The 18831-nt window shown below is 67.0% G+C and carries 18 protein-coding genes; 11 read left to right on the forward strand and 7 right to left on the reverse strand.

The features are described from left to right. Positions 1-48: 48 nt before the first annotated feature. The 4 genes from RTW82_RS11170 (at position 49) to RTW82_RS11185 (ending at position 5630) form a co-directional block, all read left to right on the forward strand. Positions 49-1065 (forward strand): DUF2804 domain-containing protein, encoded by a 1017-nt coding sequence (locus tag RTW82_RS11170; RefSeq protein WP_316925118.1) that lies wholly within the window; start codon positions 49-51, stop codon positions 1063-1065. Positions 1066-1145: 80 nt separating this feature from the next. After that, positions 1146-1580 carry a MarR family transcriptional regulator gene (locus tag RTW82_RS11175; protein WP_021221137.1) on the forward strand — a complete coding sequence of 145 codons (435 nt, stop codon included), beginning with the start codon at positions 1146-1148 and terminating at the stop codon, positions 1578-1580. Next, positions 1580-2980 carry a DHA2 family efflux MFS transporter permease subunit gene (locus tag RTW82_RS11180; RefSeq protein ID WP_316925119.1) on the forward strand — a complete coding sequence of 467 codons (1401 nt, stop codon included), beginning with the start codon at positions 1580-1582 and terminating at the stop codon, positions 2978-2980. Before RTW82_RS11175 ends, RTW82_RS11180 begins: the two co-directional genes overlap by 1 nt. Before the next feature lie 265 nt (positions 2981-3245). After that, positions 3246-5630 (forward strand): FimV/HubP family polar landmark protein, encoded by a 2385-nt coding sequence (locus tag RTW82_RS11185; protein ID WP_316925120.1) that lies wholly within the window; start codon positions 3246-3248, stop codon positions 5628-5630. Between the two features lie 128 nt (positions 5631-5758). On the opposite strand, the gene RTW82_RS11190 is transcribed toward RTW82_RS11185, so the two are convergent. Then, a complete protein-coding gene (locus RTW82_RS11190; protein ID WP_316925121.1) occupies positions 5759-7948 on the reverse strand; it encodes a patatin-like phospholipase family protein in 2190 nt (729 codons plus the stop codon). A gap of 75 nt (positions 7949-8023) precedes the next feature. Here RTW82_RS11190 and RTW82_RS11195 point away from each other — a divergent pair, with 75 nt between their 5' ends. From RTW82_RS11195 to RTW82_RS11205, 3 genes are all read left to right on the forward strand, one after another. Next, positions 8024-8308: a SelT/SelW/SelH family protein gene (locus tag RTW82_RS11195; RefSeq protein ID WP_021221141.1), complete on the forward strand. Its 285-nt coding sequence runs from the start codon at positions 8024-8026 to the stop codon at positions 8306-8308. 79 nt (positions 8309-8387) lie between these two features. After that, positions 8388-9392 (forward strand): ADP-glyceromanno-heptose 6-epimerase, encoded by a 1005-nt coding sequence (gene rfaD, locus RTW82_RS11200; RefSeq protein WP_316925122.1) that lies wholly within the window; start codon positions 8388-8390, stop codon positions 9390-9392. Between the two features lie 123 nt (positions 9393-9515). After that, on the forward strand, positions 9516-10025 hold the full coding sequence (locus tag RTW82_RS11205; protein ID WP_316925123.1) for a hypothetical protein: 510 nt from the start codon (positions 9516-9518) through the stop codon (positions 10023-10025). A 66-nt stretch (positions 10026-10091) separates the two neighbouring features. On the opposite strand, the gene RTW82_RS11210 is transcribed toward RTW82_RS11205, so the two are convergent. The 3 genes from RTW82_RS11210 to RTW82_RS11220 all read right to left on the reverse strand — a co-directional run bounded on the left by RTW82_RS11210 (position 10092) and on the right by RTW82_RS11220 (position 12153). Continuing rightward, positions 10092-10970, reverse strand: a complete 879-nt coding sequence (locus RTW82_RS11210) for a DMT family transporter (RefSeq protein ID WP_316925124.1) — start codon at positions 10968-10970, stop codon at positions 10092-10094. Further along, positions 10967-11305: a tRNA-binding protein gene (locus tag RTW82_RS11215; protein WP_021221145.1), complete on the reverse strand. Its 339-nt coding sequence runs from the start codon at positions 11303-11305 to the stop codon at positions 10967-10969. The genes RTW82_RS11210 and RTW82_RS11215 overlap by 4 nt, the downstream gene beginning before the upstream one ends. Positions 11306-11397: 92 nt before the next feature. Beyond that, positions 11398-12153 carry an AraC family transcriptional regulator gene (locus RTW82_RS11220; protein WP_316925125.1) on the reverse strand — a complete coding sequence of 252 codons (756 nt, stop codon included), beginning with the start codon at positions 12151-12153 and terminating at the stop codon, positions 11398-11400. Between the two features lie 133 nt (positions 12154-12286). Here RTW82_RS11220 and RTW82_RS11225 point away from each other — a divergent pair, with 133 nt between their 5' ends. Together RTW82_RS11225 and RTW82_RS11230 are read left to right on the forward strand one after the other, a co-directional pair. Then, positions 12287-13120, forward strand: coding sequence for a UDP-2,3-diacylglucosamine diphosphatase (locus RTW82_RS11225; RefSeq protein ID WP_021221147.1), 834 nt, complete (start codon positions 12287-12289; stop codon positions 13118-13120). Next, a complete protein-coding gene (locus tag RTW82_RS11230; RefSeq protein ID WP_316925126.1) occupies positions 13117-14154 on the forward strand; it encodes a glycosyltransferase family 1 protein in 1038 nt (345 codons plus the stop codon). Before RTW82_RS11225 ends, RTW82_RS11230 begins: the two co-directional genes overlap by 4 nt. Positions 14155-14339: 185 nt before the next feature. Here RTW82_RS11230 and RTW82_RS11235 read toward each other — a convergent pair whose 3' ends face one another. From RTW82_RS11235 to RTW82_RS11245, 3 genes are all read right to left on the reverse strand, one after another. Beyond that, complete coding sequence (locus RTW82_RS11235) at positions 14340-15728, reverse strand: adenylate/guanylate cyclase domain-containing protein (protein ID WP_021221149.1); 1389 nt, start codon at positions 15726-15728, stop codon at positions 14340-14342. A gap of 153 nt (positions 15729-15881) precedes the next feature. Then, a complete protein-coding gene (locus RTW82_RS11240; RefSeq protein ID WP_021221150.1) occupies positions 15882-16469 on the reverse strand; it encodes an HD domain-containing protein in 588 nt (195 codons plus the stop codon). A gap of 43 nt (positions 16470-16512) precedes the next feature. Next, on the reverse strand, positions 16513-16830 hold the full coding sequence (locus RTW82_RS11245; RefSeq protein ID WP_265167928.1) for an Mpo1-like protein: 318 nt from the start codon (positions 16828-16830) through the stop codon (positions 16513-16515). Between the two features lie 289 nt (positions 16831-17119). Between RTW82_RS11245 and RTW82_RS11250 the strand changes: the two genes are divergently transcribed. Beyond that, positions 17120-17473, forward strand: a complete 354-nt coding sequence (locus RTW82_RS11250) for a YkgJ family cysteine cluster protein (RefSeq protein WP_021221152.1) — start codon at positions 17120-17122, stop codon at positions 17471-17473. Positions 17474-17825: 352 nt separating this feature from the next. Continuing rightward, positions 17826-18827: an AraC family transcriptional regulator gene (locus RTW82_RS11255; RefSeq protein ID WP_031288353.1), complete on the forward strand. Its 1002-nt coding sequence runs from the start codon at positions 17826-17828 to the stop codon at positions 18825-18827. Positions 18828-18831 lie beyond the last annotated feature (4 nt).

Consider the following 18831-nt stretch of genomic DNA (forward strand, 5'->3'; position numbering starts at 1 on the left):
GGTACGGCGGTGCTAGGATCGCGCCTTCCCACCTGACGAGCCCTGCCCATGGACAAGCTGATCGGCGCTGGCGGCCAGCCGCATTACGGACTTTTCGACGGCACTCCCGGCCTGGTCAACTACCGCGATTTCGACTTCCGCTCGCCCATGGGCCGTCGCCTGGGGGCCCTGGCGAAGTGGCGGCGCTTCCATCAGTTCCAGTATTTCGGCCTGATCAGCGACCAGCTCATCGGCGGCTGCGCCCTGGCCAACCTGAGCCTGGCCGGCATCGGGTTCGTCTACCTGTTCCACCCGGCCAGCGGGCGCATGATCGAACGCCAGTTCAAGCTGCCGCTGGGCATGGGCACGCGTTTTTCCCAGGTGCCGGACGAGGGCGTCTGCGAACTGCGCCAGGGCCGTAACCTGCTGCGCCTGGAGAATTCGCCGAACCCCAAGGAGAAGCGCCTGCGGGTGGAGCTGGACGACGGCACCCGCATCGATGCCTGCTTCTCCGAGGATGAGCCGGCCTTCCAGCCCATGAGCCTGTGCACGCCCACCGCCGTGAACGGCTGGGTCTATGCGCGCAAGGTGGCGGGTGTCACCTGCCGGGGCGAGGTGCGCAGCGCGCTGGGTGATTTCGACCTGCAGGCCATCGGTGCCTTCGCCCACCACGACTGGTCCGCCGGCTACATGCGCCCGGAGACCTTCTGGAACTGGGCTTGCCTGTCCGGCGAGGCCCAGGGGCAGCGGGTGGGGGTGAACCTGTCCTGCGGGGTCAACGAAACCAGCTTCACCGAGAATTGTTTCTGGCTCGATGGCGAGCTGATCAAGGTGGACTGCGTGCGCTTCGCCTTCGATCACGACCGGCCGCTGGAGCAGTGGCTGATCACCTCCAACGACGGCCAGGTGGAGCTGCGCTTCACCGGCACCGGCCTGCACAAGGAGCGGCTGAACCTGGGCTTCATCGCCAGCAACTTCAAGCAGATCTTCGGTCGCTTCGATGGCGTGCTGCGCCCCCGCGGCCGGGCGCCCGTGAGCATCGATGGGCTCTGGGGCTTCGTCGAAGACCAATATGTGAAGTGGTAGATACAAAGCTGCGCTTGCTCCCGGCTGTCGCCTATGGTTAGCTCGCTAATTATTAGTTTAGGCAGTTAGAGTCCGTTTCAATGTCCCATACCGATCAACACCGCTTTGCCATGCAGCTCGCGCAGATGTCGCGGGCCTGGCGTGCGGAGCTGGATCGCCGGCTCGTCGACCTCGGCCTGTCCCAGGCTCGCTGGCTGGTTCTCCTGCATCTCGCTCGCTTCGAAGAACTCCCCACCCAGCGTGAACTGGCGCAGAGCGTCGGCGTCGAGGGCCCGACCCTGGCCCGGCTGCTCGACAGCCTGGAAGCCCAGGGGCTGGTGCAGCGCCTGGCCGTCGCCGAGGACCGCCGCGCCAAGAAGATCACCCTGTGCCCCAAGGCACGTCCGCTGATCGAGAAGATCGAGGCCATCTCCAACCAGCTGCGCAGGGAGGTCTTCACCGATATCGATGAAGAAGAACTGCGCCGCTGCCAGCAGGTACACGCGCGGATACTGGCCAACCTGGAACGGCGTTGATGCAGGACCTCGAGGCCCTGCACGCGCGCTACGGCCCGCGTTACCCGCAGTTGCTGCTGGGGCTGCTGATGGTCGGCAGCATGGCGATGATCCTCGCGTCCACCAGCATCAACGTGGCCTTGCCCGCGATCATGGCCGACTTCGCCATCGGCCGACCGCTGGCGCAATGGCTGGCCACGGGGTTCCTCGCTTCCATGACCGCCGGCCTGCTGCTCGCCGCCTGGGCCCAGTCGCGGCTCGGTGCGCGCCGCACCGTGCAGGGCGGTTTGCTGATCTTCACCCTGTGCTCCCTGCTGGCCCTGGCGGCCACTTCCGCCTGGCAGTTGATCGCCCTGCGCATCGTCCAGGGGGCCTGTGCCGGGATCATCCAGCCGCTGGCCATGGTGCTGATCTTCCGCATCTTCGCCGAGGGCGGGCGCGGCATGGCGCTGGGCACCTACGGGCTCGGGGTGATGATTGCGCCAACGCTCGGGCCGACCATCGGCGGCTACCTGATCGACCATTTCGGCTGGGAGGCGGTGTTCTGGCTGCCCTTGCCCATGTGCCTGGCGGCGGCCGTTGGCGCCCAGTGGCTGATGCCCTCGGACCGCGACCGCAGCACGCCGGGCGTCGACCTCGTGGCGTTCCTGTTCCTCAGCGTGGCGCTGTTCGCGCTGCTCGGCGCCTTGGCCGAAGCCCAGCGCTTCGGCTGGCTGGCACCGAGCTGCTGGATCCCCGGGCTGCTGGGCCTGGGCGCAACCCTGGGCTTCGTCCTGCGCAGCCGCGCCAGCCCACGGCCTTTGCTGCCGTTGGCGCTGTGGCGCCACCGGGCCTTCCGCAAGGCCAGCTGGGTGGCGCTGATCCTCGGCCTCGGGCTCTACGGCTCCACCTACCTGATCCCGCTGTTCCTGCAGACGGTCGAAGGCTACAGCGCCGGCCGCGCGGGCCTGTTGCTGCTGCCCACCGGGGTGGTGCTGGGCGTGGCCTCGTTCGTGGGCGGCTGGCTCAGCGACAAGCTTTCCGCCGCGCTGCTGCTGGTGGCTGGGCTGCTGGTGTTCGCCCTGTCATCCCTGGGACTGGGCCTGGTGGACAGCGGCGCCTCCTTCCTCGTGCTGTGCTTTTGGGCCTGCCTAGGTCGCCTCGGCCTGGGCTTGCTGCTGCCGGCCTTGAGCACCGGTTCGCTGGACGTGCTCAGTGCCGAGGAACTTGCCCTGGGCGCCGGCGCCATCACCTTCGTGCGCCAGCTCGGCGGAGCCTTCGGGGTCAACCTGATGACCTTCTTCCTGGAGTGGCGCTACCACGCCGGCGGCGGCGACCTGCAGGCCGAGGCGCTGGCCTTCCAGCAGACCTTTTGGCTGGTCGCCGGGCTTTTTCTCATGGCGGTGTGGCCTGCGTGGGGCGTGCGCGCGACAAAAGGCTGACGAAGCTCTATAAATATTCAGTAAAGGTGTGATTTCCGTCACTTTCATGGCGAACTTGCGGTAGGATTTCACCTGCCTGATGGCCCAAGGCCTCTACGCCGGGCAATCTGGGAAATTGCATCCATACTTATTTTCAGTTGGGTTCCAGGGATCGCCGCCCGACGCGTTTTCTTTCAATGCCGACGCCCGTTTTCGCCCCTCCATGGACTCAGGATCGTAGGGAGGCGGCTGTGGCGTTCGAGCCGGCATGACCGGGGGAGGGCACATGGCTCGAGTCAACAGGATCCTGCTTGCGCTTGCATCGGGACCTATTCTTTATTCCAGCCTGGCCTCCGCCATAGGCCTGGGCGAAATCACCCTGCATTCCGCGCTGAACCAGCCGCTCGAGGCTGAGATCGGCCTGCTCGACGTCGGCGACCTGACCGACAGCGACATCAAGATCAGCCTGGCCCCCGCCGATGTGTTCGAGCGTGCCGGCGTCGACCGCGTGCTGTTCCTCAATGACTTGCGCTTCAGCCCGATGATCCGCGGCGCCAGCGGCCACATTCGCGTGATCTCCAACAAGCCGGTGCGCGAGCCCTACCTGAATTTCATTGTCGAGGTGGCCCGCCCCAACGGCCGTCTGCTGCGTGAATACACCCTGCTGCTGGACCCGCCGGAAGCCTCCGCCTACAACCCGGTGGCCGCGCCCCTGGGCAACACCGCTGCTCAACGGGACAACCGTCGCAGCAGCGCTGCCGCCAGCAGCCAGCCGGCCCCGACCGAGGCGCCGCCCGCCACCCAGGGCAAGCGTTACACCGTGGTCAAGGGCGACAACCTCTGGGCCATTGCCCAGCGCCAGAGCGCCGGCAGCGGCATGAGCACGGCGCAGATGATGAACGGCATCCACGCCCTCAACCCCAGCGCCTTCGCCAATGGCGACCCGAGCCGCCTGAGCGTGGGCCAGAGCCTGTTGCTGCCCGATGCCGCCGTGTCGATGGGCGCCGCTGCGAATGCAGCGGCCAACGATGCCGGCACCACCGGCCAGGCCATGGTCGGCAGCGCCCCCGGCCCGGTGTCCGCCCCCGGCACCCCGAGCCAGCCGGCGCCGTTGCCCCAGCAGATCGCCGAGGTGCAGCGCCGCGTCGACACCGAACTGGTCAACAGCGAGAACGAACGCCTGCAACTGCGCCAGGACATCGCCGACCTCCAGCTCAAGCTGGAAACCCTGCAACGGCAGATGGAGCAGAAGGACGCTCAGCTGGCGCGCCTGCAGAGCGCGCTCGGTCCGAACAGTGTCCAGCAGGCGTCCGCCGATGCCGGGCTGCCGCCGCTAACGGCCACCGCCCCGGCGGATGCGCCGGTCGCCGATGCAACCAACCTGCCCCCGCTGGACGATGGCGCCCCGGTCGCACCGCAAGCAGCCCAGGAGCCTGCCCCCAGCGAAAGCCCCGCCCCTGTGGACAGCGCCGTTCCACAAGCTCCGGCCGAGCCGGCTGCCGAGGCGACCCAGCAGGGCACGCCGGCGGTCGCGGCGCCCGATGTGGCGGTGCAAGAGCCGGACAGCCTGGACACCTGGTCCCGCGCGCTGATGATCATCGGCGGCATCCTGCTGCTGTTCGTCCTGGCCGTGGCACTGCTGCGTCGCCGCCAGGAAACCCGCCCCGAGGCGCCTGAGCCGGTGGTCATACCCAAGGTGCGTCCGGCCGAGGCCGTCGCCGTGCCGGCCGAGCGCCCCCGTATCGCCGCTGTGCCCCAGGCCCGCCCCGAGCCGGTGGTGGCGGTCGGCGCTGCCGCTGCACCGGTGGCGGCTCCCGCGCCCAGGCCGCAACCCACCCTGGCGACGGTACGCCCGTCCAGCGATTCCCTGGATGGCGCCAACATCTACATCGCCTATGGCCGCTTCAACGATGCCGAGAGCGCGCTGCGCAGTGCCATCGTCCAGGAGCCCAACCGCACCGACCTGCGCTTCCGACTGCTGGAAGTGCTGGGTGAACTGCGTGACCCGAGCGGCTTCGCCATCGAGGAAAGCAACCTGCTGGAGATGGGCGTCGGTTCGGCCCGTATCGACCCGATCAAGGCGCGCTATCCCGGCATCGACCAGGGCCGCAAGGCCGAGCCGATGTTCGAGGAGCCGGAGTTCGTCCTCGGTGACCAGGCCCCGGACCTACAGCCGGCCGAGCCGCTGAGGGTGCGTGATGATGAGCTGACCGATGAATTCCAGCTCAACCTCGACGACCTGCCCCTGGATGCCGACTGGGACAGCCTCAGCCCCTTCAAGACCGAGGCGCCCAAGACCAAGGCGACGGGCAGCAAGCCCGAGCCGGTGCATCACCACGTTGACCCGGCCTTCCGCAGCAACCTGCAGGACATGCCCGAGGTGTTCGAACTGGACGACCTGGAGCAGGCCGATCGCCTCGAACTGCCGGAGCTGCCCCAGGCCGAGGAGCTGGACGAGCTGTCGTTCGACTTCGAGGACCCGCTGGAAGCCAGCGATGACCTGGACCACCTGGCCGCACGGCAGGAGAACCTGATGAAGCTCAACCTGGCGCTGGCCCACATCGACCAGGGCGACATCGAAAGCGCCTGCAGCATCCTCAACGAGGTGATCGACGGCGGTGACGAAGAGCAGAAGCAGGAGGCCCGCCAGCTGTTGGCGAAGATCGCCTGACCGCTCACGCAACACCCAAAAGCCCGGACACTGTTCCGGGCTTTTTCATGGCTGATCACGGCGCGTATTGCCCGGCAGCGCTTCGCGAGCAGAGCTCACTCCTGCAGGGACGTAAGTGAGTCGGGTGCTTAGAACACCCGGCCCAGCTTGAGGTAGAGCGCCTGCTCGGAGACGTCGTTGAGGCCGTAGCTGAAGTCCAGCGGGCCCAGGGGCGTGTCGAAGCTGATGAACAGGCTGCCGGCGTTGATGTAGCCGCTATCGAAGCTGTTGTCGTGGTTCCAGGCCCGGCCGCGCTCCAGGCTGGCGCCGAGGTAGAAGGGGAAGTCCAGCGGCAGGAAGGAGCGCTGGGTCATCCGGCGGTAGTACACCATCCGGGCCAGGGCGACGTTCTGCCCGGAGATCGAATCCTCGCGGAAGCCCGAGAGCTGGCGTGCGCCGCCGAGCTGGAAGCTGGAGGTGACCACCTCGGCGCTGTCCAGGGTGCGGCCGTAGCGGCCACCGAGGACGAAGGTGTTGGCGTCGCTGGAGAGGGCCTTGTCCAGGCTCAGTTCCCACTGCCGGTAGCGATCGTCCGAGCCCAGTTCGGGGTCGTACTGGCGCAGGGTCAGCTTGATGTCTTCGCCCTCGTGGGGGTAGTCGACGTTGTCGAGGGTGTCGAAGGAGTACTTGGCCTCGTAGTAGCCCTCGCTGAAGCTGAAGCTGGGCAGGCGGCGGTCGCCGATGCGCACGTCGGCATCGCCCCAGCCCTGGCCGATGCCGAGGCGCAGCTCGCCGTTGTTGGCGATCTGCCGGCCGATGTTGAAGCCGTAGCCGTAGCGCTGCAGGCGGTATTCGGCGATGGGGTCGTTGTCCAGGGTGGCGTCGACGTTCTGCGCCTCGGCGGCGATATAGGGCGCGACGAAGTAGCGCGAGCCATAGTCCAGCGGCTGGTAGAACTCGCTGTAGAGCTCCTGGTCACTGCCGATCTGGGCGCGGGTCAGCCATTCGGCGCCGAGTTTGTTGATGCCGTTGACCCGGTAGCTGGCGCCCAGGTTGAAGGTGCTGCCGCCGCGCATGTCGTCGTCCAGGCTCAGGCCCAGGCGCAGGTAGTCGGTGCCGGTGCGCTTGCCGCGGGCGTTGATGACCAGGGTGTTGCCATCCTTGCGCTTGACCACGCGGTAATGCACCTGCTCGAAGTAGTCGAGGCCGTAGAGGGTGCCCATGTCGCTCTGCAGGCGCTCCAGGTCCAGGGGCTGGCCGGTTTCCTGGCGGATGATGCGGCGGATCACCTCGTCGCCCACCTTGGAGTCGTTCTCCACGCTGATGCGGGCGATTACCGGGCGGCGTTCCACGGGCAGGCGCGCCTCGGCCAATTCCGCTTCGTGCTGGCCGTGCTGGCGCGCCAGCGGGGCGAAACGGTGCTTGAGGATGGTGGCCGCGCGGTACCCGGCGTCGATCATCTGCCGCGCGCGGCCGAAGTCGGTGGCGCTGAAACCCGCCAGCGGCGGCTGCACCAGGATGTCGTCCGGGCCGAGGGTGGCCAGTTGCGCCTCGGAGTTGCGTCGGGTCATCAGGGTCACCGACTGGTTGAGCACGTCGACCACGGTGAGCAGCTCCTTGCGCCCGCGCAGCGGGGTGCCGATATCCACCGTGATCACCAGGTCGACGCCCATCTCCCGGGCCACGTCCACCGGGATGTTGTCCACCATGCCGCCGTCCACCAGCAGCTGGCCGTCCACCTCCACGGGCGCGAACACCGCCGGGATCGACATGCTGGCGCGGATCGCCTGGGGCAGGTGGCCCTTGCGGAACACCACCTTCTCGCCGGTGGAGATGTCGGTGGCCACGGCGCGGAAGGGGATGGCCAGACGGTCGAAGTCGCGGGTGTCGCTGGTGTGCACCAGCAGGCTTTCCAGCAGCAGGGCCAGGTTCTGGCCCTGGATCACGCCGAGCGGCAGGCCCAGGCTGCCGTCGTCGCGGAAGCTGAGCTTCTGCTTGACCAGGAAATCGCGATCGTCCTGCTTGCGGCGGAAGGGGACGTCATCGCGCAGGGGCGCGTCGGAGAGTGCCTGGCGCCAGTCGATGGCCAGGGCCAGCTTTTCCAGTTCGTCGACGCTGTAGCCCGAGGCGTAGAGGCCGCCGATCACCGCGCCCATGCTGGTGCCGGCGATGGCGTCGATGTGCACGCCCTGTTCTTCCAGGGCTCGCAGCACGCCGATATGGGCCAGGCCGCGTGCGGCGCCGCCGGACAGCACCAGGCCGATGCGTGGGTGGGCCTGGTCGGCCAGGGTGGCCAGCGGCAGGAAGATAAGGGCGAGGAAAACGAGCACGCGGCGCATAACGCATCCCTGGTCAGGCGGGGAGGAAAAAGGCCGCTATTATAGGCGCCCTGCACGCCGCCACCGAGTCCCGTCATGTCCAGTTCCAGGCCCGAGATCGTCATCACCTACTGCACCCAGTGCCAATGGCTGTTGCGCGCGGCCTGGCTGGCCCAGGAACTGCTCAGCACCTTCGCCGACGACCTCGGCCGGGTGGCCCTGGAGCCGGGCACCGGCGGTGTGTTCCGCATCACCTGCGACGGCGAGCAGATCTGGGAGCGCAAGGCCGACGGCGGCTTCCCCGAGGCCAAGGTGCTCAAGCAGCGGGTGCGTGACTGCATCGATCCGACGCGTGACCTGGGCCACAACGACCGCCCCTGAGCGGCCTTGCCCCAGGTCAACGGCGGGCTGATCACGCAGGCATAGCCTGACGGTACTTCCACTTCCCTGGAGCGCCGTCATGAGCATCATCGTCACCGGTGCCGCCGGCTTCATCGGCAGCAACCTGGTCAAGGCCCTCAACCAGCGCGGCGAGACGGACATCATCGCCGTCGACGACCTGACCGAAGGCGACAAATTCCGCAACCTCGTCGATTGCGAGATCCGTGACTACCTGGACAAGCGCGACTTCGTGCCGCGCTTCGCCGCCGGCGAGTTCGGCATGGTCCGCGCACTGTTCCACCAGGGCGCCTGCTCCAGCACCCTGGAGGCGGACGGGCGTTACATGATGGACAACAACTACCGCTACAGCTGCGAGCTGCTGGATGCCGCCCAGCGTCGCGGCCTGCCCTTCATCTATGCCTCGTCGGCGGCCGTCTATGGCGCGGGCCAGGTGTTTCGTGAAGGCCGCGAGCACGAGCTGCCGCTGAACGTCTACGGCTACTCCAAGCTGCTGTTCGACCAGCGCGTGCGGCGCCTGCTGCCCCATGCCCGCGCCCAGGTGGTGGGGCTGCGCTACTTCAACGTCTATGGCCCGCGCGAAGGGCACAAGGGGCGCATGGCCTCGGTGGCGCTGCACTGCTTCCACCAATACCGGGCGGAGGGGCGGGTACGCTTGTTCGGCGGCTGCGACGGTTACGCCGCTGGCGAGCAGCAGCGCGATTTCGTGTCGGTGGAGGACGTGGCGCGGGTCAACCTGCACTTTCTCGACCATTCCCAGCGTTCGGGCATCTTCAACCTCGGCACCGGCGTCGCCCGGCCTTTCAATGCGGTGGCCATGGCGGTGGTCAATGCCCTGCGCGCCGAGGAGGATCGGCCGCCCCTGGGCCTGGCCGCGCTGATCGAGCAGGGCGTGTTGCACTACGAGGACTTCCCCGCCGTGCTCCGGGGTCGTTACCAGAGCCATACCCAGGCAGACATCGAGTTGCTGCGCGAGGCCGGTGCCGGCGAGGGCTTCCTCGACCTGGAGACCGGCGTGGCGCGCTATTGCCGCTGGCTGCTGGAGCAGGAGCAGGAGCAGGCCTGAGGCGGGCGTGTATCAGGACGTTTACCCCGGATTTACACAGGGCTGACGCTCGCCCGGGGGCGCCGGGCGAATAATTCCCTCCAGAGGCCGCGAACCCTACGGCCGTATTGCACGAGGTGAATGATGTCCTTGAAAACAACCCTGGCGCTGGCACTGCTGCTCGGCCTGTCCACCCCGCTATTCGCCGGCCCCGGCCAGGGTGGCCCCGGCGCCCATGGCGGTGGTCCCGGCCCGGGCGGGCAGGTTGGCTGGGGCCCGGGCCCGGGTGGCGGTGGGCACGACCGGGGCCTGCCGTCCGGCGCCCGCGAACTGTGGATCGGCAGTGCGCTGTACTTCGTCGCCGCCGGCACCTACTACCTGTGGAACGCCAATGTGCAGCGCTACGAAGTGGTGACGCCGCCCGCGGTGGTCCAGGGCAACGCTGCCGTCAGTTATGAAGTGATCGCCTACCCGGCCAATGGCCAGAGCGTCGACCAGCAGGGCCGCGACCGCTATGAGTGCCACACTTGGGCGGTGTCCCAGAGCGGTTTCGACCCGGCCACCGTCACCCGCCCGGTGGGCAGCGACAGCACCGACCGCTACCGCCGCGCGCTGGGCGCCTGCCTGATGGGGCGTGGGTACAGCGTGAACTGAAAACGGCGGGCTGCGCAGGGGGCGGTGCGTAGCCCGGACTTCAGTCCGGGCTTCCGGTGGTTACCGTCAGCTCGCCGCTTCGGCGGGCTTCACCGCGTTGGTTTTGCGCGCCGGGAAGGCGATGGCGGCGATGATCAGCGTGCCGCCTGCAAGCATGCGCAGCGAGGGCTCCTCGCTGAACAGCCACCAGGCGAAAGCGATGCCGTAGACCGGCTCCAGGGCGAAGATCACCGCCGTGGTGCGCGCCTTGAGCACCTTGAGGCTGGCCACGAACAGGCTGTGGGCGAGGCCGGTGCAGAGCACGCCGAGCATGGCGATCCACAGCCAGTCGATGGCCCGCACCGTGGGCAGTACCGCCCAGCCCAGGGGCAGCACGCAGACGACAATGCAGAGGTTCTGCCACAGCGCCACCTTCACCGGGTCCAGCCCCTTGGTGCTGGCACGGTTGAGCAGCGACAGCAGGGAGAACAGCAGGCCGGAGAGGATGGCGGCGATCAGCCCCTGGGTGGCATCGCTGGCGAAATCGAAGTCCGGCGTCACCAGCACCAGGCCCAGGCTGACCAGGGCCACCACCACGAACTCGCGCAGGTGAATGCGCTCGCGGAACAGCAGCCCCTCCAGCAGCAGGGTGAAGGCCGGGAAGCTGGCGAAGCCCAGGGTGGCGATGGCCACGCCGCCGATCTTCACCGCCTGGAAGAACAGCACCCAGTGCCCGCCCAGCAGCAGGCCGCCGAGCAGCAGCAGGGGAATCTGCCGCCGCGAGGGCGCGCCGCCACGGGCGCCGCCGACCAGCTGGGCGAACAGCGCCAGGGCGATGACGGCGAACAGCGCGCGGCCGAAGGTGATCACCACCGGCGTGGTTTCCGCCAGCTTGCCGAAGATGCCGGAGAGGCCGAAGAGCAGGGCGCCCAGGTGGATGGCGAGCAGCGCGTTGCGTTCGTTCATGCCAGGCGCGCGCCGTTGGGCAGCGGCTTGTCGAAGCCGGCCAGCACCACCTTGCCTTCGGCATCGTGGACGCCGGTGACCAGCACTTCCGAGCGCACCCCGGCGATGCGCTTGGGTGCGAAGTTGCAGACGCACAGCACCTGGCGGCCGACCAGCTCCTCGGCGGCGTAGTGGGCGGTGATCTGCGCGCTGGAGGTCTTCACCCCCAGCTCGCCCAGGTCCACTTCCAGCACATAGGCCGGCTTGTTGGCCTTGACGTTGGGTGCGGCGGATACGACGGTGCCGACGCGCAGTTCAACGCGCTCGAAATCCGCCCATTCGATGGTCGATGACATACAGCCCCCTTGTTTGACGATGGCCGCAGTCTAGAGGGCGGCGGGGTGGCTTGTCTGTCGCGGGACTCGCGGCTTTCGTCGCGGCCCTCGCGTCAGCCGCGCTGGCGGCGCAGGGCGCGCGGGGTGGTGCCGAACTCGCGGGATAGTGCAGCGGTGAAGGCGCTCTGCGAGCTGTAGCCTACCTGGGCCGCGATCTCGGCCACGCTCAGGCTGCACTCCAGCAGCAGGCGGCGGCCCTGGAGCAGGCGCCGGGTGCGCAGGTAGTCCATGGGCGTTTGCCCGGTGGCAGCGAGGAAGCGGCTGTGGAAGCGTGCCACCGAAAGGCCGCAGAGCCGGGCCAGGTCGGCCACCTGCAGGGGGCGTGCGGCGTGCTGGTCGATATAGGCGTCGAGGGCTGTCAGCGGCAACGTGTTCTGCTCCGACGCTGGTATGGCGCTCGGTGCCACCAGGCTGGCCAGCAGCAGGCCGACGCCCTGGGTGGCGATCACCGGGTCATCGATGGGGCTGGCGGCGAGCCAGCCCACCAGCTGGCTCTGGGCGGGGGCGAGCTGTAGGGCGCCGGGTTTCTCCAGCAGGCGGCGGCTGGCGTCGAAGTGACCGCCGAGGGTGCGTTGCAGCCAGGCGTCGTCGGGTACGTCGAGCACCAGGCACAGGCTGCCGCGCGGGCTGCCGCAGGCATGGTGTTCGCCCGGCGGGACCACGGCGAGGTTCTGCCGCTCGACCCGCGCGCCGATGCCACCCACCTCGAATTCCAGGCTGCCGCTCAGGCCGAACACCAGCTGGGCGTGGTCGTGGCTGTGGGCGAGCAGGTCGTGGTTGTAGCGGCGCAGGGTCAGCATCGGGCTCATGGGGTGTTCCTCGGCAGGTGGCCAGTCTACTCCCCGGCGCGGGCGCCGCCAGTGTCATCGTTCTGCAGCCTAACCGTCACCTGCACTTCACCGGGCCTGCGCAAGATCGGAAAAACCCAGCTGGAGGCCGCCCATGAGCAGCGTTCAACGCCTGGAGCCGGCCGACCCGGCTCGTCCCCGCAAGCAACGCGTCCGCACCCTGTGGATATCCGACGTTCACCTTGGCACCCGCGATTGCCAGGCGGAGCACCTGGCGCGCTTCCTCAAGCGCCACCATGCCGACCGCATCTATCTGGTGGGCGACATCATCGACGGCTGGAAGCTGCGTGGCGGCATCTACTGGCCCCAGGCACACACCAACGTGATCCGCCGCCTGCTGACCATGAGCAAGCGTGGCACAGAGGTGATCTATGTCACCGGCAACCACGACGAATTCCTGCGCCGTTACTCCAGCCTGATGCTGGGCAATATCCAGCTGGTGGACGAAGCGATCCACGAGACCGCCGACGGCCGCCGCCTGCTGGTGATCCACGGCGATCAGTTCGACGTCATCACCCGCTACCACAAGTGGCTGGCCTTCCTCGGCGACTCGGCCTACGAGTTCACGCTGACCCTCAACCGCTGGCTCAACCACTGGCGCGAGCGCTGGGGCTACGGCTACTGGTCGCTGTCGGCCTTCCTCAAGCACAAGGTCAAGACGGCGGTGAACTTCATCAGCGACTTCGAGGAGTCCATCGCCCACGAGTGCGTCAAGCGCGGGCTGGACGGCGCCGTCTGCGGCCACATCCACCACGCCGAGATCCGCCAGGTGGGCGGTGTCGAGTACATGAACTGCGGCGATTGGGTGGAATCCTGCACGGCGCTGATCGAGCACTGGGACGGCACCATCGAGCTGTACCGCCTGGCCGATGACCAGGCGCGCCTGGCGACCGAGACCAAACAGCCCGCCCTCGAGCCCGCTGCATGAGGATTCTTATCGTCAGCGATGCCTGGGCACCCCAGGTGAATGGCGTGGTCACCAGCCTGCAGGCCCTGGTGGCCGAACTGCACGGGCTTGGCCACCTGGTGAAGGTGCTGTCGCCCCGGGATTTCCGCTCGCGGCCGTGCCCGACCTACCCGGAGATCCCCCTGGTGTGGGACCTCTGGCGCGTGGGCCCGGCGATCCGCGATTTCCGCCCGGACTGCGTGCACCTCGCCACCGAAGGGCCGCTGGGCTGGGCCGCGCGGCGCTGGCTGAAGCGCCGAGGCCTGGCCTTCTCCAGCGCGGTGCACACGCGCTTCCCCGAATACGTGCACACCCGCTGGCCACGCGTACCGCTGGAATGGGGCTACGCGGTGCTGCGGGCCTTCCACCGCCCCAGTCAGACGGTGCTGGTGACCACCGAGCGCCTGCGCGGCGAATTGGCCGGCCGTGGGCTGGGCCACCTGTCGCTGTGGCGCAAGGGCGTGGACACCCGCCTGTTCCACCCGCGCCCGGAACAGCCGCGACCGCTGAAGCCGGTGTTCCTCTACGTCGGCCGTATCGCCCCGGAGAAGAACCTGCGGGCTTTCCTCGACCTGGACCTGCCCGGCGAGAAATGGCTGGTGGGTGATGGGCCGCAACGGACCGAGCTGGAAGCCGACTACCCCGATGCGCGCTTCCTCGGCTACCGCCACGGCCAGGCGTTGGCCGATGCCTTTGCCGGCGCCAGCGTGCTGGTCTTCCCTTCGCGCACCGATACCTACGGCCTGGTGATGCTCGAGGCCCTGGCCTGCGGCACGCCGGTGGCCGCCTTCCCGGTGCCCGGCCCGCTGGACGTGCTGGAAGCGGACCTCACCGGGGTGATGGACGAGGATCTTCACGCTGCCTGCCTACGCGCACTGGAGCTGGACCGTGGCGTCTGCGCCGAGCGTGCCGCGCGCCTGTCCTGGCGGGCCTCCGCCCAGGAGTTCCTGGCACGCCAGCCGTTGCTGGATGGCGAGCTGTGCGGCGAGGCGGTGGGGGAAGGGTCGCTGTCGTAGGGTTAATTCCCGTGATCCCGATTGCGAATGGATTCGCGCCAGCCGACGTACAGCTTCGCGAGCAGAGCTCGCTCCTACGGAGGGTGCCATGGACGTATGTGAAAAAACGTCCTTGCGGCCTGAGACACCTGCATCGCGCCCATGAAAAAGGCCGCCCGAGGGCGGCCTTCTTGTGACCCATTAGGTCAGAGAATGACTTTGTCGCGCAGTTTCTCGGCAGCCAGGTGCAGGGCCTGGATGACCTTTTCCTTGTCGTAGTTCTGGATGCCGTTGGTGTCCAGGTACATGGAGAAGCCCGGCAGTTCGTGCTCGACGTAGCTGGAGGTGGCGCCCAGGTCGCGGCGGAAGTCCACCACCTGGTAGATCTGCACCGGGCGGGCGAAGCCCTTGACGGTGATCTGGCCCTTGTCGCGGCACATGATCACGTCCTTGATCAGCGAATAGGTCTCGTGGGAGATGAGGATCTCGCCGGCTTCGGAGGCGCTTTCCAGGCGGCTGGCGAGGTTCACGTCGCGGCCGATGATGGTGTAGTCCATGCGCGTGTCGGCGCCGAAGTTGCCCACGGTGCAGTAGCCGGTGTTCAGGCCCATGCGGATTTCCAGGGGCTTGGTGATGCCCTGGGCGCGCCACTGCTGGCGCAGCACCTTCATGTGCTTGCGCATGGCGATGGCCATGGACACGGCGGCCACGGCGTCCTTCTTGGCGCCCTGGGTGGAGGGGTCGCCGAAGAACACCATCACGCAATCGCCGACGAACTTGTCGATGGTGCCGCCGTACTTGAGGGCGATCTTCGACATTTCGTTGAGGTAGTTGTTGAGCAGGTCGGTGAGCGCTTCGGCTTCCAGTTCTTCGGAGAGCTCGGTGAAGCCCTTGATGTCGGAGAAGAACACCGTGAGCTTCTTGCGCTGGGTTTCCAGGCGCACGTGGCGCTTGCCGCTGAAGATCATTTCCCAGACCTGCGGCGACAGGTACTTGGCGAGGTTGCGGGCCAGGCGCGCGGCCTTTTCCTGCTCCAGCTTGATCTCGCTGCGCGCCAGCGCCAGGCGCAGGCCCTGCTGATGCACGAAGAAGGCGGTGATGCACACGTAGAGCGTGGTGAAGCAGATGCTGACGAAGGACACCAGGGCCGGCGTGCCGAGCTTGAGGTCGGGGTGGGCGATTACCGTGGTCAGTACCGTGGCGCTGGCGGCGACGAGGATGGCCAGGCCCAGTTGGCGCAGGCCGCCGATGATCAGTGCGCTGAACGACAGGGTGAGCAGGAACATCAGGCTCGGCACCACCGAGAAGCCGAGCAGGGCCGCACCGGCGCCGGCGTGCAGGGCGTCGATGAACAGCAGGACCAGGTGGGTGCGCTCGGGGTGGTCGCGCTTGAAGCGCAGGCTCAGGTGATGGGCCAGGTGCGGATAGAGCAGGGCGTAGGGGACGATCCACAGCACATCGAAGCCGAAGTACTGGGTGTAGGTGCCGGCGGCGATACTGGCGGCGGTGGCGATATAGGCCAGTACGCGGGAGTAATACTCGCGGAGCGGCGGGGTCGGAAGACTGCTGAGCCGGTCTAGATTGGCTGACTTCATGTAAACGAACGATCCCTGATGTTTTTCTGACGCGTTGTACGGGCGTCCGATGGTCTGCAAGACCTGAGCCAATGCCTGGCGGGTGCGGGATCATAACCAAGTGCCACTACGGCGGCCAAGCGTGGCCGCCGAACGGTGGGGCGGAATGGACGGTCAGCTCGCGTTGCGTTCCATCGCGGCCTTGTAGATGGATTGCTTGGGCTGGGCGAAGACCCGGCGCAGCATCGGCTCGAAGTAGTCCAGGGGCAGGTACTCGGCTTCCGGGTCGAAGGCGGCGGCGTCGTAGCGCGCGCAGAACTCGATGGTCTGGCGGTACTGCGGGTGGTCCTTGAACTGCTCGCGCAGGTGGCGATCCAGGCCCAGGTGGTGGAAGAAGTAATAGCCCTGGAAGATCGCGTGCTTCTCAACCATCCAGTGGTTCTCGGGGCTGACGAAGGGCTTGAGCATGGCGGCGGCGATATCGGCGTGGTTGAAGGAACCGAGGGTGTCGCCGATGTCGTGGAGCAGTGCGCAGATCACGTACTCCTCGTCCTTGCCGTCGCGGTGGGCAAGGGTTGCGGTCTGCAGCGAGTGGGTCAGGCGGTCCACCGGGAAGCCGCCGAAGTCGCCGTCCAGCAGCTTGAGGTGGGTGAGGATGCGATCGGGCAACTGGGCGGCGTAGCGGGCGAAGTCCTGGGCGATGATGCCCCAGTCCTCGGCGGTGCCGTCTTCCATATGGGTGAAGCGGGCGTGGGCATTCATCAGGGGCCTCTCTTGTTGTTGTTTTCGGGGGCCTGCCGCTTCCTCAGAAGCGGATGCGGCCGGTGAAGGCGTCCTTCAGCATCACCCAGTCGCCCATCAGGCTGTAGAGCGGGTACTTGAAGGTGGCGGGGCGGTTCTTCTCGAACACGAAATGGCCGACCCAGGCGAAACCGTAGCCGGCCACCGGCAGGGCCAGCAGCCACAGCCACTGCTGGGTGAGGATGGCGTAGGCGAGAATGCTCAGGACCAGCAGGCTGCCGACGTAGTGCAGGCGGCGGCACACGTCGTTGCTGTGTTCCTGGAGGTAATAGGGGTAGAACTCGGCAAAGCTGTTGAAACGCTCGGCGGGCACGGTGCTCATGGGATATCTCCTCTTTCTTGTTGGGAGAGAGTGTAGGACCGGGGCCTTTCCAGACCAGTGACATTAGGTGCCAGTTTAGTATCCCGACGCGCCGCCAGTGATTCCGGGGCTTTCGGGTTGATTGTTGCCATCAAGCGGGCATTTCCGGCGAAAAGGAGCGACGTCTCCCCCGATTTGAGTAGCGTCCAGCTGTTGTGTGTTGGTCTGGCTAGCTGGGCCGTCAAGGCGGGATTCGGTGTGGGAGGTGCGGGTGGATGTACAATCCGCGCCCCAAAATCAGGATGTGCCAATGGATAGCTTGAGCCGCAGGATTGATCAGTTACGTCGGAGAATCCCCGGCTTCGAGTGCAAGCCGGGCTGTCACGACTGCTGCGGGCCGGTTACTGCGAGCTCGGTGGAGTTGGCCAGGCTCCCCGTCAAGAGTGAGGCCGAACATGAAGCCGCCCTGGGGGAGTGGAACTGCGTCCACCTTGGCCCCAATGGATGTGAGGCCTATGAGCAGAGGCCGCTCATCTGCAGGCTATTCGGAACTACACCCCAAATGCCTTGCCCGGAAGGGAGAGGGCCAGAGACGCCGACTGATGAATCAGTGGTGCTCCAGATCAACCAGCTGATTGCCAGCACGCGGCAGGTTTTGGTTTAGGCTGGCGGATATGAGGAGGAGGGGAGAGGAGTCAGTTGCCCGGGGCGCGCCGTAGTGACCGGAGATCTTGTAACTGTATGGGGAGGCCTCGCGCAGTGCGACCTCCGTGTCAGGTGTATGGCGTCATGCCTTCACCGTGATGGGGCTGTCGCTATGGAGCAAGAGGCTGAGCAGGCTGCCATCAAGCCGGCATAACCCAGCCAATTCAGCCCGTTTATATCCGGTTTTCAGTGCGGTGAGATCGCTGAAAGCCGCATAGATACTGAGCCTTACATTCACCCTCTTGGGTTAGTATCCTTCGTCGCCAGGCCGTGTCCTGCGGTCTCCGTGTCTGACAGAACAAGAAGGCGCCATGAGCGAACGTACCACGTCATCGAGCTGGGCCCTGGGGATTGTCCAGGCGCTGGAAATGGGCGGCGTCGACTGCCGCAACCTGTTTCCCGAGCTGGGCCTCGACTATGCCGCACTGAGCGATCCCGATGCCCGTTTCCCCCAGGACGGCATGACCCGCCTGTGGTTGCGTGCAGTGGAGCTCTCGGGCAACCCGGCCATCGGCTTGAACATGGCCAAGGTGGTGAGGCCGGCGTCTTTCCATGTGGTGGGTTATGCGCTGATGTCCAGCCGCACCTTGAAGGAGGGCTTCGCCCGCCTGGTGCGCTACCAGCGGATCATCGCCGAAGGCGCGGACCTGAGCTTTCGCGCTACGCCGGAAGGCTATGCGCTGATCCTGGCGATCCATGGCGACCGGTTGCCACCGGCACGGCAGAGCGCCGAGGCGTCCATGGCCTATTCCCTGGCCTTCTGCCGCTGGATGACCGGGCGGCCGATCAACCCGTTGGAGATTCGTTTCCAGGGCCCGCCGCCTGTTGACATGGAGCCCTATCGCCAGGTGTTCCAGGCGCCGCTGCGGTTCAACGCCGAGCACTATGCGCTGCTGTTCGATCGCGCCGACATGGAGACGCCGCTGCCCACGGCCAACGAGTCCCTGGCGCAATTGCATGACCGTTTTGCGGGCGAGTACCTGGCACGTTTCTCCGGCAGCCGGGTGACCCACCAGGCGCGCCAGGTGCTGTGCCGCCTGCTGCCCCAGGGCGAACCCAAGCGGGAAGTGGTGGCCAGCGCCTTGCACCTGTCCCAACGCACCCTGCAGCGTCGCCTGCAGGAAGAGGGCACCAGCTTCCAGCAACTGCTGGACGACACCCGCCGCGAACTGGCCGGGCAGTACCTGGCCCAGCCCAACCTGACCTTGCTGGAGATCGCCTACCTGCTGGGCTTTGCCGACCCGAGCAACTTCTTCCGCGCCTTCCGCCGCTGGTTCGACGCCACGCCTGGCGAGTACCGCGCGCGCCTGTAATCAC

Source organism: Pseudomonas sp. zfem005, from assembly GCF_032621735.1.
GTDB lineage: Bacteria > Pseudomonadota > Gammaproteobacteria > Pseudomonadales > Pseudomonadaceae > Metapseudomonas > Metapseudomonas solani.